The organism is Pseudomonas sp. D4-21 (genome assembly GCF_051132125.1).
Taxonomy (GTDB): Bacteria; Pseudomonadota; Gammaproteobacteria; order Pseudomonadales; family Pseudomonadaceae; genus Aquipseudomonas.
Genome location: NZ_CP071664.1, coordinates 3,249,433 through 3,265,056 on the forward strand (window position 1 = coordinate 3,249,433; position 15,624 = coordinate 3,265,056).

Genomic DNA, 15,624 nt, shown 5'->3' on the forward strand with positions numbered 1-15,624 from the left:
TACCGGCTGATCCACTGCAATCGCGAGCAAGCTCGCTCCCACAAGGGACGCTGAGCGGCAACAGAATGAATATTTATTCCAGTATTTGCAATTAGCGAATATTTATTCCATAAAGAGCCCTCCTGAAAATAAAAATTCAAAGGGCTCTTCTCATGCGTGAACTCGGCATCGGTCTGATTGGCACTGGTTTCATGGGCCGTGCCCATGCCTTGGCGTTCCACAATGCCAAGGCGGTGTTCGACCTCCCCTTGAACCTGAAACTGGCGGCCCTGGCCGACGCCGATCCGCAGCGTGCCCGGCAATGCGCCCAGAGCTGGGGGTTCGAGACGGCTCACAGTGACTGGCAACGGCTGATCGACGACCCGAAGGTTCATTTGGTCGCCATTACCACGCCCAATCATTTGCACTTTCCGATGGCCATGGCCGCGTTGGCGGCGGGCAAGCCGGTCTATTGTGAAAAGCCGTTGGCGGTATCCCTGGAACAGGCCGAGCAGATGCGCCAGGCAGCTAAGGCGGCTGGCGTGGTGACGCGGGTCGGCTACAACTACCAGCACAACCCGATCATCCAACTGGCGCGGGGGATGATCCAGCGCGGAGAGCTTGGACAGATCATCAGTTTCCAGGGCGAATTCAGCGAAGATTTCATGGCCGACCCGGCCTCACCCTGGTCGTGGCGCTGCGAGGCCGCGCATGCCGGTGGCGCGCTGGCGGACCTGGGCAGCCATCTCCTGGCGATGGCGCGGCATTTGTTGGGCGAGGTAGAGGCTGTGTGTGCCGACAGCCAAACCGTGCACAAACAGCGTCCTGCCAAGGTTGGCAGCACCGAACAACGCGCGATCGCGGTGGATGATCAGGTCAATGCACTGCTGCGCTTTGCCAGCGGCGCCCGGGGCACGGTGAGCAGCAGTTGGCTCAAGCACGGCTGCAAGAATCACCTGAGCTTCGAAATCAGCGGCACACTCGGCACGCTGGCGTTCGACCAAGAAAGGCTGAACGAGCTGCGGGTGTGCCGCGCCGGCCAGGCGGGTTTCCAGCGACTGCTGGCCGGCCCGGATCTACCCGGCTATGCCGCGTTCAGCCCTGCCGCCGGGCACCAGTTGGGCTACAACGAACTGAAGACGTTGGAGGTGCAGGAGTTGATCATGGCGCTGGCAGGTGAAGGTGGCAGCGGGACGGATTTCGAAGAGGCCTGGGAAGTGGAGCGGCTGGCGGCGGCGATTCGCGTGGCGGCGAGTGAGGAGCGTTGGGTGCAAGTGCGGTAGCAATGAAACACGCTTCTGTGGCGAGGGAGCTTGCTCCCGCTGGGTTGCGCAGCAACCCCAAAGAAGTCGGAGGTAGTTGACCTGACACACCGAGGTGAATGGTTTTAAGGCTACTTCGTAGCCCAGCGGGAGCAAGCTCCCTCGCCACAGGATTCAACGCTGGGCTTGGAGTTCAGCTAACCGCCCCGCCAACGCCTTGGCCTGGCTCGCCACGTCGGTGACGGCCGTGCTTTCCCACCACATCCCTCGCAATGGCGGGCCCATCGCGAACAGGCGGCTGGCCGGTTCGCTTCGGGCGTCCAGCACCGCACCATCGGCACGGGCGGCAATCCCCAGCGCCAACGGACCGGGCTGGATCAGCCCCCGGGCCAGCAGCTGTTGGGGCAATGGCCGCGCGACCCGACGCCAGTCGTATTCAATGCCGCTGGAATTGATCAAGGCGGCGCCCTGCACCACTTCCAGCGCCGCCTCGCCCCTTCGGCGAATATTGATCGCCACCGATCCTTCGCCAGACGACACAAGCCCCTTGTACGACGCCGCCTGGATCCGCAACCGTCCCTCCCCGTGCAGACGCGCCACCAGTTCCGCGCTCAACGGAGGCGAGCGATGGTGATGGCTTTCCCACCAAGGTCGTACATGCCGCACAAACTGTCGGCGCTGCACATCGCTGGCCTGACTCCACAAACGCCCGATATGGGCACGCACCGTGTCCAGCGGGGCCTGCCAATCGATGCCCTGGGCTTGGGCCAAGCGGCATTGCCCACGCAGCGCGCGCATCAACTGGCGTGGCGAACGCAGGCTGTGATCATCGGCGAGAAAGTCCACCCAGGCCGGTGGCTGCCGACGTACATGGGGCAACAAACCGTGACGGGAAAATACTTCGATAGGCCCGCGATGCCCGGCCTGTTCCAGCGATACCACGGCATCGACCATGGTCAGCCCCGAACCGATGATCATGACCGTCGCTAGCGGATCAAGCTGGCGCATCGCAGCCACGTCCCACGGATCAAGCGCCGCGGCGTTCAAGCCGCTCGACTCGGTCTGCGGGGTTCGTGCCGCGGGGAACATGCCGGTGGCGAGCACGGCAAAGCGTCCTTGCAATACTTGGCCATCGCCGAGCGTCACTTGCACGGCATCATCGATGACCCGCAAATCGACGGCCTCCCCGCGCACATGCTCCGCCACCGATCCATGGCGCGCGCCCAACGCACGAGCCTCGGCCAGACGCTGTTGCACATACAGGCCGAACATCCCCCGCGGAGGAAACAACTCGCTGACCGGCACATGTTGCTGATCGGACTCAGGCCAACCACCGGACGCGATGAACGCAGCGAGCCATTGCGTGAGATCATCGGCATTGTCCGGGTCGACGCTCATGCGTGCCGCATTGCCATTGAGGGTGTGGCCCAGTTCCACGGCGCTGTAGGCCTCGCCCCGGCCCAACTCGCTGCGCGGCTCGACAATCAATACCTCGCGCCGGCCCGGCAGCCGCAGCAGTTGCGCCGCCAACAGGGTTCCGCTCAGGCCGCCGCCGATAATCAGGATATCGGCCTGGCGGGCGGTGCCGATCTCAGATTGCTCCAGCGCTGTGTCCATACCGCTCTCCAGGAGTCAAATCACCACGTTGCGGACGAATCTCACCGCCACCGGACCATCGTTGCGATAAGCATGGGGCTGGTTGCTGGCAAACATGAAAAACTCGCCGGCCCCGACTCGACGTTCTTCGCCGCCCAACAACAATGTCAGGCAGCCCTCGAATACGTAGAGCTGTTCGCTCCAACCGTCCGCGTCGGGTTCTGAATGGTAATGCTCGCCGGGTTCCAGGCGCCATTCCCAAAGCTCCACCTCTCGGTTGGCGGTGGCCTTGGCCAATAAGATGGCTTTGCTGCCGGGAATCACACCGGCCCAGGCCAGCTCATTGATCCGGCTCGGATCGCGGGCGTCAGGCGCCTGGATGAGGTCGCTGAAAGCCACGTCCAAGGCTTCGGCAACGCGGTCCAGGGTGGTCAGGCTGACATTCTTTTCGCCCGCTTCGATGGCAACCAGCATCCGCCGGCTAACACCGGACAATTCGGCCAGCGCCGTCTGGCTGAGCTGCGCGGCATGCCGCAGGCGGCGGACGTTCTGGCTGACGTGTTGCAGGACGGACGCCCGCTGGCCATTTTCTTTGTGCACTATATTGCTCATCTGCCGGGGTTGCGCATTATACTGCCCAACTTCGGGCGCATTGTGCGTCCGCCTCAAGTAGTGCGCAAGGTCATGGCATCGGTGAACTCCCCGCAAACTTCCTCCCATCTGCCCAGGTTCAGCAAGGCCGAATGCGTGCTCGTACTGATCACCATGATCTGGGGCGGCACGTTCCTGCTGGTGCAACACGCCATGACGGTCAGCGGACCGATGTTCTTCGTGGGCCTGCGCTTTGCCGCCGCGGCGGCTTTTGTCGCGCTGTTCTCGTGGCGCCACTTGCGTGACCTGACCCTGTTCGAGCTCAAGGCCGGGGCCTTCATCGGCGTGGCGATCATGCTCGGCTACGGCCTGCAAACCGTAGGCCTGCAAACCATTCCCAGCAGCCAATCGGCCTTTATCACCGCCCTGTATGTGCCTTTCGTGCCGCTGTTGCAATGGCTCGTGCTGGGCCGGCGGCCGGGGTTGATGCCAAGCATAGGCATCATGTTGGCGTTCACTGGGCTCATGCTGGTGTCCGGGCCGGCTGGGGCCTCGCTGAACTTCAGCCCCGGTGAAATCGCCACGCTGATCAGCGCCATCGCGATTGCGGCGGAGATCATTCTGATCAGTGCCTATGCGGGCCAGGTCGATGTACGGCGGGTAACCGTGGTGCAACTGGCAAGCACGGCGGTGCTGGCATTCCTCATGGTGGTGCCGACGCAAGAGGTCATCCCAGGCTTTTCATGGCTGTTGCTGATCAGCGCGGTGGGCCTGGGCGCCGCCAGCGCAGCGATCCAGGTGGCGATGAACTGGGCCCAGAAAAGCGTCTCGCCGACCCGCGCCACGCTTATCTATGCCGGCGAACCGGTATGGGCCGGCATCGCCGGGCGCCTGGCGGGTGAGCGGTTGCCGGCGATTGCGTTGCTCGGGGCGGGCTTGATCGTGGCGGCGGTGATCGTCAGCGAGTTGAAAACGCGGAACAAAGGTGTCGTAGGGGCAGATGAAGCGCTTGAGCGCGAGGGCTGACCGTCCATGCGTCAGCCCTCGGGTTTCAGTAGCGAATAATCAGATTATCGAGATCGTAGACCCCACCGCCCTGCGTGATGTCGACGCGGTGCAGAATGCGCAGCGCACGATGATCGTCGGGCTCCTCGCTGCGGGGCGCTGAACCGTTGAGCAGTAACACCCTGTTTTCGATATTGAATTGTGCATTCAAGGTCGGTACGGCCGCAACGGCCCTCCAGAATGCACGTTTGAACAGATCGAAACGCTCGAAAACTTGCCCGCGCAATGAATCGGCGACTGACGCAGGGACCGACGCTCCCTGGCTGCTCAAGGCTTGCGTTCGCCAATCGTCAGCCTCCGCGTGCCCTTCTCCACTGACGACACCTGGACAATCCCGACGGTCATTGAATAGCACATAGACCGGCTCAAGCCCTGACTCCCGCGGAAACACCACCACATAATCATCGAATCGCACCTCTTCGATAGATTCGAACGTGGCCAATTCGGGCACTGGCGATGACCGGACGAAACCAACGGAATCGAGCCGATCCGGTTTTGGCGCCACCGGCGCTTCCAGGCCATGGGGTACTGCCCACTTAATAACGGAGGGCTGCGGGCCATCGCTCGTGAACCGATAGGCCCTCTCGCCTTCCTGCCAGACGGCGAGCCTGACACGAACCTTCGCTGGCAAAACCCCGGCGCAGGGAGTGATAAAGACTTCGAAGAGTTCGCGTATTTCTTTTAATCCATACGACAGACTGCCGACCTTCACGGGGACTGTCGAGGTGCTCATTCGCAGCGGCAGTTCTACTTCGCCTTGCTGGGCGGCCAATAGTTGCCAATCAAGATCGATCAGAGAAAGCTCATTCAGCGCAACGCAGAGGCCAAAACGCACGGCCTTGGCGCGGCTGGCGAACCTGAAGTGCAGCACGCCGGCGTACTGTCCAAGATGCTCCTGCGCACCGTCGGTCAATGACCAATTGAATTCGGCGACTGCGGAACGCAGGGTCTTATGCAAGTCCACTCGTTGTACCGACATCAACGGCTGTGCGTCGCTGATCAAAAGATCCGGTCGTTCCAGGTTAGCGACGGCAGACAGGCGAAACTCGCTTGGGTATCGGTCGGGAGTCCGTAGGCGCACCAGTTGCTGCCAGGCATGATCAACCAAGGCTTCGGCGTTGGTGTGGAGTTCGGCATGGCGCTGGGTGTTGGAGGGCAGACGCGCCAGATAACCAGCCTGATTGGCAGTGGCCTGCTGCAAAACGGCTTGCCAGAGGGGCCTCTCCGCCTGGCTGTAGGTAAGATTTCGCTGTGCCGCGGCTTTGTCGAACTCGACACGCATTTTTTTACCTTCGAATGCACGAACCGCCATCAGCAGCTCGTGCTGTGCATGTTCAACCCGACGGATACCTTTTTCCAGTGCCTCCAGCGTCGCGTTCGAATGCTGTTGGATTGGCAGATGCTGGATAGCGCTTTCAAGCAGAGAGAATGCTGCATCGACCGTTTGCTCCGCAGAGGCGATGTCCCCAGCCATTCGCTGAGCGTTCGCAAGTTCGTGCCTGGCTCTCGCCGTGGTGTGTCCAATAAGGCTCGACCCGTCGACCGGCGTGAACGGTGCTGGAAGCACACCGTCCCTGAAAGGAATGAGTCTCCTCTGGTGATACCAATGCTTGAGCTGGAAGGTGACTGCGCCTGGGGAATGAAAATTGGAGGTATCCTCCGGGTAAAACAACAGATCCGCACCATCAGGATGACCAACTATCAGATCGAAGTGTTTGATCAGTCTGTCATGCTCTTTCTTGTCCCTGCAGGCCTCCACATTCCAGATCTTGTCGACAAGAGTTTGAAATTCGGACTCGGTGTAATCCTGGAGTTTGGGTTTAAGTTCCATCTTTGGTTTTTCCTTGCTCAAGCGTGCGACGTGGATGACGCACCTGCTCGCGACGGGTCGAGCTGATGCGTACGAAACGATGATTTATTCGGGTTTGAAACCTGGTCTGTTATTGCGGGCTCGCCATTCCTTGACTTCTTTCAGGATTCCAGCGGGGCTGTCTTCTTGGCCTTCCTTTGGGTAGAAGAGAACATCTGAGCCATCAGGGTGCTCAGTAATCAGTTCAAAATGGTCCACCAACCTATCGGTATATTGGCTCAACGCATCCCCCTCCAAAGCAACGGAGTAATCAAAAAATTTTCGAAGAAATGTCAGAAATTCAGCCTCCGTATAATCTTCCAGCCGTTCTTTGAGCACGCTCATGGCTTCTCTCCTTTGTGAAAATCAATATGCCGCCTTGCAGTCATAACTAGCAGATTTTCCAAGTCATAAACTGCGCCGCCTTTCGCAACTTCGTGCTTATGATGGATTTCATACTTCCTTCTCCCGCCAACCTGATCCAATCGACTAGCGAACGGCGGCGCTCCCTTGGTCATCTCTCGCAGATTTGAGCCATTAAACTGCTTACTTAAATCACGATCCGCCGCCACCGCCCTCCAAAACGCCTCCCTAAACCGATGAAAGTTCGCAAACTCTCTGCCCCTCAACTGATCCGCAATCCGATCAGGAATCGCCACCCCAGTCGTTCTCGCCGCCTCCCCCAACCAAATGCCTGAAACTGGCTGCCCAAAGCCGAGGGCCATCCCGGGATCATCTCGCCGGTCATAAAACAGCGCATCCGGCGAGGGCAGATCCATATCCCCCGGATACCCAGGAATACTCGCACCGGTCTGCACTGGATCAACAGCCGGAAGCGTCTCGTTTTCCGGTAGGACGGGGATGACAGGCTTGCCGGGATAAATCTGCGAAAACGGTGGCGTGACGGGCAGCGTGGTCGGGCCAAGTTGTTCGATGCCCGGCGGAACCAAAGGCGTTCGGGTACCGTGGCCGATGGGAGGCGCCGGCCAGGGGATGACCGCCGGGACGATGCCCGGCCTGCCGAGCAGGCTGTTTGGTGTGGTGATGCTGATCCGGTCGAGGTTGAATGGATTCTCACCCAGCTCCGCACGCTCCCGATAACGCAGCTCGAATTCTCGACGCTCTCCCACCCATGTGCTTTTTGGCGCATAGGGCGCAAAGCCGCGTTCGATGCGTTTGCGGTTGAGTTCGTCTGTGTTTGCCCACAGAGCCGGATGTTCAGAGAGGGTCCGCCATAGCGCCTGGTCGAAGGCGCCGAACGACTTGATTGGCTGCGCCCGCATCGAGTCACCGATGGGCTCAGGGATGGCCGCGCCTTGCGCCTGGCTGGCGCTGGACCACCAATCATTCGCAGCCAGTTTGCCTGCGCCAGTGACGACACCCGAACCCAACGGTGGCGCTTCGAAAGAGAAATAGGTCGGCGGCAAACCGGGCACACACACGATGCAGTCCTGAATGCGCAGGTCCACACCCGCCGGCAGTGCTTGTATCTGGGGCGTCAGCGAAGTCACACCTGGGAAGTTCTGAGGGACAGCCTGCGCAACCGTGTCTGCCGCGAATTGCAATTGCCGTGTCGGGAAGCCGGGAATTTCAGCGTTGTACAGACCACTCAATGGGTCGAGCACCGCGTTGATAACCGGAACCCGCCCGTCGATACCCTCGGCGACGCTGGTTGCATGAATAGCGGTACCTTGCGCCGTGGTTTCGGGTTTGAGCCGGTAGGCCACTTCAACGGAGCCACCGGCATCGGCGACACGCTGCAAGGCTTGCCCATCAACCAGCCCCAGTGCCTCTGCCGGAACCCCAACGCCTTGGAACAGGCGCCCGCGCTGTTGCGGTGTGAGTTCACCGTCACCCAGTACAGGCGAATAAACCATGGCCGTGACAAAAACCGGTCCCGTCCGGGCCAGGATGCGCCCGTAATCTTTAAGCGCCGCAACACTGGCCTCAACGGATTTTTCCAGTACCGCCGCCGCTTCCTGTGCAACGAACACCGTCTCACGGGTCAGGACCATTCCACCCGAAGCCAGCACTGAGGTGGGCACGGTCAGGGTATGGGCTTGCCTGAACAGTTGGCGCCGGATGCTTTCGTCGACCTTTTGCTTGAAGCGTATGCGCTCGGCCCGCCGTTCGGCGTACTGACGCTGGCGTTCCCAGACGGCCTCCCGCTCGCGCCAAACGACAGTCTGTTCGGCATGGTGTCGGGCCAGTGCGTTGGATTTTTCGGTCAACGCCCTGATTTGCTCGGCCAATAGCCGCGCTTCGTGTGCAGCGGTGTAGGCTTGCTCCCAAAGACGGTGACCTTCGTCCAGCGCGGCACCGAATTGATCCACTCGCGCGCGGTAGTTATCGACCGAACGGGAAAGTGGATCCTGTCCGTCAAAGGCACGGGCAGCGAGATTCTTCGCCTTGAGTGCGTGAGACTTGCGGGCGACCAGCCCATCGATCTCATTTTTCTCCTTGCTAATGGTGTAAAGCTGCCAACGCTCGGCTGAATTCGAGGCGGGCGGACGTTTTGCGGCCGTGATTTCCTTTTGAAGCGCCGCGTCGAGTTGTGATCGCTTGCCCGCGAAGTTTCGATCCACCTCGGCCCGGGTGGTGGTGTGGCGCTGCACCATGGTCGCCAATGCCTGTTGGCGCGCCTGCTCCTTTACCTTTGCGGCAGCGGCGGCCTTGGCTTTTGCTGCATTGGCCTTTGCTTTTTCAACGGCTTTCGCTTCCTCGGCCTGACGCTTGAGCGTTCCTTGGCGCCGCTTTTCCATCCCTTTGGCCGAACGCTTTGGGCCTCCTGTTGCTCCTACGCGGTTCCCTCCGTAGCCGCCGCCATATCCTCCTCCGGAACCGCCGCCCGATGAGGGCCGTCCCGGCCTGATGACTACCGTTCCATCTGATCCATCGCTGAATGTTCGCTTTTCCATACAGATCTCCTTTTCTGTATGGCGCAGGATGGTGATGAAGCCCTGCTCGGGTGCGGTACATACTTACCGCACCCGAGCAGGGTTCGTGTGGTACGAGTGCCTTGATACCCATGGTCGATCCCGACGACCCGGCGCTCGCAAAACGACTCCAAACAGGAAAACTTCCCCCTCCTTGTAGGATTCTGCGACACCCTCGCGGTTGGTGATCGGGAATACGCCACGTATGATCCCGAACAACCTTTGCCGAATAGAAGCCTATGTCGCTGATAGTTCTATTGCTTTTGCCCTTCGTCGGCAGCTGTGTCGCGGCGTTGCTGCCGCATAACGCGCGCAATGCCGAATCATTGCTGGCAGGTCTTGTGGCCTTGGTGGGCACCGTTCAGGTGGCTTTGTGGTACCCGCAGATCGCCGACGGCGGGGTTATCCAAGAGCAATATGCCTGGCTGCCCAGCCTTGGCCTGAATTTCGTCCTGCGCCTGGACGGCTTCGCCTGGCTGTTTTCGTTGCTGGTGCTGGGCATCGGCACGCTGGTGTCGTTGTATGCCCGCTACTACATGTCGCCGGACGATCCGGTGCCGCGGTTCTTTGCGTTTTTCCTGGCTTTCATGGGCGCGATGCTCGGGCTGGTGATTTCCGGCAACCTGATCCAGATGGTGTTCTTCTGGGAATTGACCAGCCTGTTCTCATTCCTGCTGATCGGTTACTGGCATCACCGCGCCGACGCGCGGCGCGGCGCCTATATGGCGTTGATGGTGACCGGCGCCGGCGGGCTGTGCCTGTTGGCCGGGGTGATGCTGCTTGGCCATGTGGTGGGCAGTTATGATTTGGACAAGGTCCTGGCCGCCGGCGACATGATTCGCCAGCACGCCCTCTATCCAGTCCTGTTGCCGCTGATCCTGATCGGCGCCTTGAGCAAGAGCGCCCAGTTTCCTTTCCATTTCTGGCTGCCCCACGCCATGGCCGCGCCCACGCCGGTGTCGGCGTACCTGCACTCGGCGACCATGGTCAAGGCCGGTGTTTTCCTGCTGGCACGGTTGTGGCCCTCGCTGTCGGGCAGTGAACAGTGGTTCTATATCGTCGGCGGCGCCGGGGCGTTCACACTGATGCTGGGCGCGTATTGCGCGATGTTCCAGAACGACCTCAAGGGCCTCCTTGCCTATTCGACCATCAGCCACTTGGGGCTGATTACACTTCTGCTTGGCCTCAACAGCCCGCTGGCGGCGGTCGCGGCCGTGTTTCATATCCTCAACCACGCCACGTTCAAGGCCTCGCTGTTCATGGCCGCCGGCATCATCGACCACGAAAGTGGCACCCGGGACATCCGCAAGCTCAGCGGCCTGGTGCGGCTGATTCCGTACACCGCCACCCTGGCGATGGTTGCCAGCGCGGCGATGGCCGGGGTGCCGTTGCTCAACGGCTTCCTGTCCAAGGAAATGTTCTTCGCCGAGACCGTGTTCATTTCCGCCACGGCCTGGGTCGAGCTGGCGCTGCCGATCGTCGCCACCATTGCCGGCACGTTCAGCGTCGCCTATTCCCTGCGTTTTACCGTCGACGTGTTCTTCGGCCCCACTGCCACCGACCTGCCCCACACGCCCCATGAACCGCCGCGCTGGATGCGCGCGCCGGTTGAGCTTCTGGTGTTTACCTGCCTGTTGGTGGGCATCTTTCCGGCACAGGTGGTTGGTTCGTTGCTGGCGGCGGCGGCGCTGCCGGTGGTGGGCGGTCCGCTGCCCCAGTACAGCCTGGCGATCTGGCATGGCCTGAACGCGCCCATGATCATGAGCCTGGTGGCGATGTCGGGTGGGATCGTCCTGTACCTGCTGCTGCGCAAGCAATTCAAGCAAGGCCATATCAAGCAGCCACCGCTGATGGGGCGTCTCAGCGGCAAGCGTTTGTTCGAGCGCAGCCTGGTGCTGATGATGCGCCAGGGCCGACGGTTGGAGCGCAAGATCAGTACCCGGCGCTTGCAGGCTCAGTTGTTCCTGCTGGTACTGGCGGCCGTAATGGCCGGGCTGATTCCGATGCTCAGCAGCACGCTGGCCTGGGGCGACCGCCCCAGGATTCCCGGCTCCGTGGTGTTCGTCACGCTGTGGGTGCTGGCCATCGCTTGCGCGTTGGGCGCTGCCTGGCAGGCCAAATATCACCGCCTCGCGGCGCTGACGATGGTCAGTGTCTGCGGCCTGATGACGTGCGTGACTTTTGTCTGGTTCTCGGCCCCGGACCTGGCCTTGACTCAACTGGTCGTGGAGGTGGTCACCACGGTGCTGATCCTGCTGGGCCTGCGCTGGTTGCCACGGCGGATCGAAGATGTGTCGCCGCTGCCCAACAGCGAACGCCGCGCGCGCATCCGTCGTCTGCGGGACTTGCTGCTATCCATCGCAGTGGGCGGCGGCATGGCGTTGCTGTCCTATGCGATGCTCACGCGCCAGACACCCAACGACATTTCGTCGTTTTACCTGAGCCGGGCCTTGCCCGAAGGTGGCGGCAGCAATGTGGTAAACGTGATGCTGGTGGACTTCCGCGGCTTCGACACCCTGGGCGAAATCACCGTACTGGTGGCGGTAGCGCTGGCGGTATTCGCCCTGCTGCGGCGCTTCCGGCCACCCAAGGAAAGCATGCAGCTCCCGGCGCAACAGCGCCTGCTGGCGCCGGACGTGGTGACCGACCTGGTCAACCCGCGTCACGCCAGCGACACCGCGCTGGGCTTCATGATGGTGCCGTCGGTGCTGGTGCGCCTGCTGTTGCCGATTGCCCTGGTGGTGTCGTTCTACCTGTTCATGCGCGGCCACAACCAACCGGGTGGCGGTTTCGTCGCCGGCCTGGTGATGTCGGTGGCGTTCATCCTCCAGTACATGGTCGCCGGCACCCAGTGGGTCGAAGCACAAATGAGCCTGCGACCGCTGCGCTGGATGGGCACGGGGCTGTTGTTCGCCACCGCGACGGGGTTGGGGGCGATGGCGGTGGGTTATCCGTTCCTGACCACTCACACCTGGCATTTCGAGTTGCCGCTGCTGGGTGACCTCCATCTGGCGAGTGCGCTGTTCTTCGACATCGGCGTCTACGCCGTGGTGGTCGGCTCCACGCTATTGATCCTTACCGCCCTGGCTCACCAGTCGGTGCGGGCCCATAAACCGGGGCTGCACGCCAAACCCGTCGCCCCCCTCAAAGGAGCCAACGCCTGATGGAAGAAGTCATCGCAATCGCAATCGGCGTATTGGCCGCCTCGGGCGTCTGGCTGGTGCTGCGGCCCCGGACCTTTCAGGTGGTCATGGGGCTTTGCCTGCTGTCCTATGGCGTCAACCTGTTCATCTTCAGCATGGGCAGCCTGTTCATCGGCAAGGAACCGATCATCAAGGACGGCGTGCCCCAGGATCTGCTGAACTACACCGATCCGCTGCCCCAGGCCCTGGTGCTGACAGCCATTGTGATCAGCTTCGCCATGACCGCGCTGTTTCTCGTCGTCTTGCTCGCGTCCCGCGGGCTGACCGGCACCGACCATGTGGACGGCCGGGAGCCCAAGGAATGATGCTGACGCCTCACTTGATCGCCGCGCCCATCCTGCTACCGCTGCTGACCGCCGCGTTGATGCTGATGCTGGGCGAGAAACATCGCCCGCTCAAAGCGCGGATCAATCTGTTTTCCAGCCTGCTGGGCCTGGGCATCGCCGTGCTGCTGTTGGACTGGACCCAGGACCAGGCATTGCCCGCGTCCTTTGGCGTGTACCTGCCGGGCAACTGGCAAGCGCCGTTCGGAATCGTGTTGGTGGTCGATCGCCTGTCGGCGCTGATGCTGGTGCTGACGGGCATCATCGGCGTCTGCGCCCTGCTGTTCGCGATGGCGCGGTGGGATCGGGCCGGCGCCAGTTTCCATGCGCTGTTCCAGATTCAGCTGATGGGTCTTTACGGCGCTTTCCTGACGGCGGACCTGTTCAATCTGTTTGTGTTTTTCGAAGTATTGCTGGCCGCGTCCTACGGCTTGATGCTCCACGGATCGGGGCGGGCCCGCGTCTCGTCGGGGCTGCATTACATCGCCATCAACTTGCTGGCGTCGTCGTTGTTCCTGATTGGCGCGGCGTTGATCTATGGCGTCACCGGCACCTTGAACATGGCCGACCTGGCCTTGAAAGTGCCCTTGGTGCCCGAAGCGGACCGCGGCCTGCTGCACGCCGGTGCCGCGATCCTGGCAGTGGCGTTCCTGGCGAAGGCTGGCATGTGGCCGCTGAATTTCTGGCTGGTGCCGGCCTACAGCGCGGCCAGCGCCCCGGTGGCGGCCTTGTTCGCGATCATGACCAAGGTGGGCGTCTACACCGTGTTGCGGTTGTGGACCCTGCTGTTCTCGGGGCAAGCCGGCGCGTCGGCGTATTTTGGCGGCGACTGGCTGGTCTACGGCGGCATGGCGACCATCGCCTGCGCGGCCATCGCCATCCTCGCGGCCCAGCGCCTGGAACGCATGGCCAGCCTGAGTATCCTGGTCTCGGCCGGCATCCTGTTGTCAGCCATCGGCTTCGCACAGCCCAACCTGATAGGCGCCGCGCTGTTTTACCTGGTGAGCTCGACCCTGGCGCTGTGCGCGCTGTTCTTGCTGGCCGAACTGATCGAGCGCTCACGCTCCGCCAATGACCTGCCGCTGGAAGATGACCTCGACACCCTGCCGCGCCCCCTGGAATCGCTGCAGCCGCCCAAGGGCATCAACCTCGATGACGAACAGAAAGCCGTGGTCGGGCAAGTGATCCCCTGGACCATGGCCTTTCTCGGTCTGAGTTTCATCGCCTGTGCACTGTTGATTGTCGGCATGCCTCCCTTGTCGGGGTTTATCGGCAAGCTGGGGCTGCTCAGCGCGCTGCTCAACCCCCAGGGCCTGGGGGCGAGTGCCGACGTGCCCGTATCGGCCGCCGCCTGGGGCCTGCTGGCGCTGTTGATCCTGTCCGGGCTCGCCTCGTTGATCGCCTTTTCGCGCTTGGGCATCCAGCGCTTCTGGACACCGCAGGAACGGCCCTCCCCGCTGTTGCGTCCGTTCGAATGCCTGCCGATCCTCGCGTTACTGGGGCTGGGGATCGTCTTGACGTTCAAGGCCGAGCCATTGCTGCGCTACACCCAATCCGCCGCCGATGGGTTGAATACGCCTGAACATTATGTGATGGCGGTTTTTTCCACCCGCGCCGTCCCCAACCCTGAAGGCAACACTCGATTGCAGGCGGTGCAGCCATGATCAAGCATTTGTTTCCCGCACCGTGGCTGTCCCTGGCATTGGGGTTGCTCTGGCTGTTGTTGAACCTGTCCCTGAGTGCCGGCCACCTGCTGCTGGGCGCCGCGCTGGGTTTCCTCGCGCCACTGATGATGCGTCCGCTGCGGCCACGACCCATCCGTATCCGGCGTCCCGGGGTCATGCTGCGACTGCTCTTGCTGGTGGGATGGGACGTGCTGGTGTCCAACCTGGCCGTCGCCTGGCGCGTACTCAACGCCGGGCGCCGCCCGCCTCGCTCGCGGTTTATCAAGGTGCCGCTGGACCTGCACGACGCCAATGGGCTGGCGGTGCTTTCGATGATCACCACGGTGATTCCAGGGACGGTCTGGTCGGAGTTGGCGCTGGATCGCAGCATCCTGTTGATACACATTTTCGATCTGGAGGACGAAGGGGCGTTTATCGACCATTTCAAGGCCACCTACGAGCGTCCGCTGATGGAGATTTTCGAATGAGCGCGCTGCTGTCCAATGCGATCCTGCTGAGTCTGTTCCTGTTCTCGCTGACCATGGTGCTGACCCTGGTGCGCCTGTTCAAGGGCCCCTCGGCACAGGACCGGGTCCTGGCCCTCGATTACTTGTACATCGTCGCGATGCTGATGATGCTGGTGCTGGGCATTCGGTATGCCAGCGACACGTATTTCGAGGCGGCGCTGTTGATCGCCCTGTTCGGCTTTGTCGGCTCGTTTGCCCTGGCCAAGTTCCTGTTGCGTGGCGAGGTGATCGAATGACGGGAGAACTGTCGATGTGGGTCGAGATCCCAGTGGCGATCCTGCTGGTGCTCGGCAGTCTTTTCGCCCTGACCGGGGCGATCGGCCTGGTGCGGCTCAAGGATTATTTTCAGCGCATGCACCCGCCTGCCCTGGCTTCGACGCTGGGGGCCTGGTGCGTTGCGCTGGCCTCGATCATTTATTTCTCGGCGCTCAAGTCGGGCCCGGTGCTGCATGCCTGGCTGATACCGATCCTGCTGTCCATCACGGTGCCGGTGACGACCCTGCTGTTGGCCCGGGCGGCTTTGTTCCGCAAGCGCATGGCGGGGGATGATGTACCGGCGGAAATAAGCAGCCCCAGGACCGGGAGCGATGGTTAAGGAAGCTTGAGACAGGCTTTGTTGTGGCGAGGGG

At 61.7% G+C, this 15,624-nt stretch carries 13 protein-coding genes; 8 read left to right on the plus strand and 5 right to left on the minus strand.

Annotated features, from left to right (window positions below; genetic code table 11):
* Window positions 1-152: 152 nt before the first annotated feature.
* Complete coding sequence (locus J3Q04_RS14420) at window positions 153-1,262, plus strand: Gfo/Idh/MocA family protein (RefSeq protein WP_434563711.1); 1,110 nt, start codon at window positions 153-155, stop codon at window positions 1,260-1,262.
* 153 nt (window positions 1,263-1,415) lie between these two features.
* On the opposite strand, the gene J3Q04_RS14425 is transcribed toward J3Q04_RS14420, so the two are convergent.
* Together J3Q04_RS14425 and J3Q04_RS14430 are read right to left on the minus strand one after the other, a co-directional pair.
* The gene (locus J3Q04_RS14425) at window positions 1,416-2,858 is read right to left on the minus strand and encodes an FAD/NAD(P)-binding protein (RefSeq protein ID WP_434611072.1); all 1,443 of its coding nucleotides are present in this window, start codon (window positions 2,856-2,858) and stop codon (window positions 1,416-1,418) included.
* 15 nt (window positions 2,859-2,873) lie between these two features.
* Entirely contained in the window at window positions 2,874-3,437 is a 564-nt protein-coding gene (locus J3Q04_RS14430) for a helix-turn-helix domain-containing protein (protein WP_434611070.1), read from the minus strand.
* Here J3Q04_RS14430 and J3Q04_RS14435 point away from each other — a divergent pair.
* Window positions 3,432-4,454, plus strand: a complete 1,023-nt coding sequence (locus tag J3Q04_RS14435; protein WP_434611558.1) for a DMT family transporter — start codon at window positions 3,432-3,434, stop codon at window positions 4,452-4,454. The two genes, J3Q04_RS14430 and J3Q04_RS14435, sit on opposite strands and share 6 nt — an antisense overlap.
* Window positions 4,455-4,479: 25 nt before the next feature.
* Here J3Q04_RS14435 and J3Q04_RS14440 read toward each other — a convergent pair whose 3' ends face one another.
* From J3Q04_RS14440 to J3Q04_RS14450, 3 genes are all read right to left on the minus strand, one after another.
* Window positions 4,480-6,324, minus strand: coding sequence for a bacteriocin immunity protein (locus tag J3Q04_RS14440; RefSeq protein ID WP_434611068.1), 1,845 nt, complete (start codon window positions 6,322-6,324; stop codon window positions 4,480-4,482).
* A gap of 84 nt (window positions 6,325-6,408) precedes the next feature.
* Window positions 6,409-6,687, minus strand: coding sequence for a bacteriocin immunity protein (locus J3Q04_RS14445; RefSeq protein WP_434611066.1), 279 nt, complete (start codon window positions 6,685-6,687; stop codon window positions 6,409-6,411).
* The gene (locus tag J3Q04_RS14450; protein ID WP_434611063.1) at window positions 6,684-9,260 is read right to left on the minus strand and encodes an S-type pyocin domain-containing protein; all 2,577 of its coding nucleotides are present in this window, start codon (window positions 9,258-9,260) and stop codon (window positions 6,684-6,686) included. The genes J3Q04_RS14445 and J3Q04_RS14450 overlap by 4 nt, the downstream gene beginning before the upstream one ends.
* Before the next feature lie 257 nt (window positions 9,261-9,517).
* Between J3Q04_RS14450 and J3Q04_RS14455 the strand changes: the two genes are divergently transcribed.
* The 6 genes from J3Q04_RS14455 to J3Q04_RS14480 are packed head-to-tail and all read left to right on the plus strand — an operon-like array spanning window position 9,518 to window position 15,590.
* Complete coding sequence (locus J3Q04_RS14455) at window positions 9,518-12,442, plus strand: monovalent cation/H+ antiporter subunit A (protein ID WP_434563699.1); 2,925 nt, start codon at window positions 9,518-9,520, stop codon at window positions 12,440-12,442.
* Window positions 12,442-12,786 carry a Na+/H+ antiporter subunit C gene (locus J3Q04_RS14460; protein ID WP_005789164.1) on the plus strand — a complete coding sequence of 115 codons (345 nt, stop codon included), beginning with the start codon at window positions 12,442-12,444 and terminating at the stop codon, window positions 12,784-12,786. Before J3Q04_RS14455 ends, J3Q04_RS14460 begins: the two co-directional genes overlap by 1 nt.
* Window positions 12,783-14,468, plus strand: a complete 1,686-nt coding sequence (locus J3Q04_RS14465; RefSeq protein WP_434611060.1) for a monovalent cation/H+ antiporter subunit D — start codon at window positions 12,783-12,785, stop codon at window positions 14,466-14,468. The genes J3Q04_RS14460 and J3Q04_RS14465 overlap by 4 nt, the downstream gene beginning before the upstream one ends.
* Window positions 14,468-14,956, plus strand: coding sequence for a Na+/H+ antiporter subunit E (locus J3Q04_RS14470; RefSeq protein ID WP_420766635.1), 489 nt, complete (start codon window positions 14,468-14,470; stop codon window positions 14,954-14,956). Before J3Q04_RS14465 ends, J3Q04_RS14470 begins: the two co-directional genes overlap by 1 nt.
* Window positions 14,953-15,231 (plus strand): K+/H+ antiporter subunit F, encoded by a 279-nt coding sequence (locus J3Q04_RS14475; protein WP_420766590.1) that lies wholly within the window; start codon window positions 14,953-14,955, stop codon window positions 15,229-15,231. The genes J3Q04_RS14470 and J3Q04_RS14475 overlap by 4 nt, the downstream gene beginning before the upstream one ends.
* Complete coding sequence (locus J3Q04_RS14480) at window positions 15,228-15,590, plus strand: Na+/H+ antiporter subunit G (RefSeq protein ID WP_420766591.1); 363 nt, start codon at window positions 15,228-15,230, stop codon at window positions 15,588-15,590. Before J3Q04_RS14475 ends, J3Q04_RS14480 begins: the two co-directional genes overlap by 4 nt.
* The last annotated feature ends 34 nt before the right edge of the window (window positions 15,591-15,624 follow it).

What these genes read in the sequence shown, in the direction of transcription:
- J3Q04_RS14445 (WP_434611066.1), bottom strand. Translation starts at nt 6,687, where the DNA reads ATGAGCGTGCTCAAAGAACGGCTGGAAGATTATACGGAGGCTGAATTT.
- J3Q04_RS14465 (WP_434611060.1), top strand. Translation starts at nt 12,783, where the DNA reads ATGATGCTGACGCCTCACTTGATCGCCGCGCCCATCCTGCTACCGCTG.
- J3Q04_RS14480 (WP_420766591.1), top strand. Translation starts at nt 15,228, where the DNA reads ATGACGGGAGAACTGTCGATGTGGGTCGAGATCCCAGTGGCGATCCTG.
- J3Q04_RS14440 (WP_434611068.1), bottom strand. Translation starts at nt 6,324, where the DNA reads ATGGAACTTAAACCCAAACTCCAGGATTACACCGAGTCCGAATTTCAA.
- J3Q04_RS14455 (WP_434563699.1), top strand. Translation starts at nt 9,518, where the DNA reads ATGTCGCTGATAGTTCTATTGCTTTTGCCCTTCGTCGGCAGCTGTGTC.
- J3Q04_RS14475 (WP_420766590.1), top strand. Translation starts at nt 14,953, where the DNA reads ATGAGCGCGCTGCTGTCCAATGCGATCCTGCTGAGTCTGTTCCTGTTC.
- J3Q04_RS14460 (WP_005789164.1), top strand. Translation starts at nt 12,442, where the DNA reads ATGGAAGAAGTCATCGCAATCGCAATCGGCGTATTGGCCGCCTCGGGC.
- J3Q04_RS14450 (WP_434611063.1), bottom strand. Translation starts at nt 9,260, where the DNA reads ATGGAAAAGCGAACATTCAGCGATGGATCAGATGGAACGGTAGTCATC.
- J3Q04_RS14420 (WP_434563711.1), top strand. Translation starts at nt 153, where the DNA reads ATGCGTGAACTCGGCATCGGTCTGATTGGCACTGGTTTCATGGGCCGT.
- J3Q04_RS14425 (WP_434611072.1), bottom strand. Translation starts at nt 2,858, where the DNA reads ATGGACACAGCGCTGGAGCAATCTGAGATCGGCACCGCCCGCCAGGCC.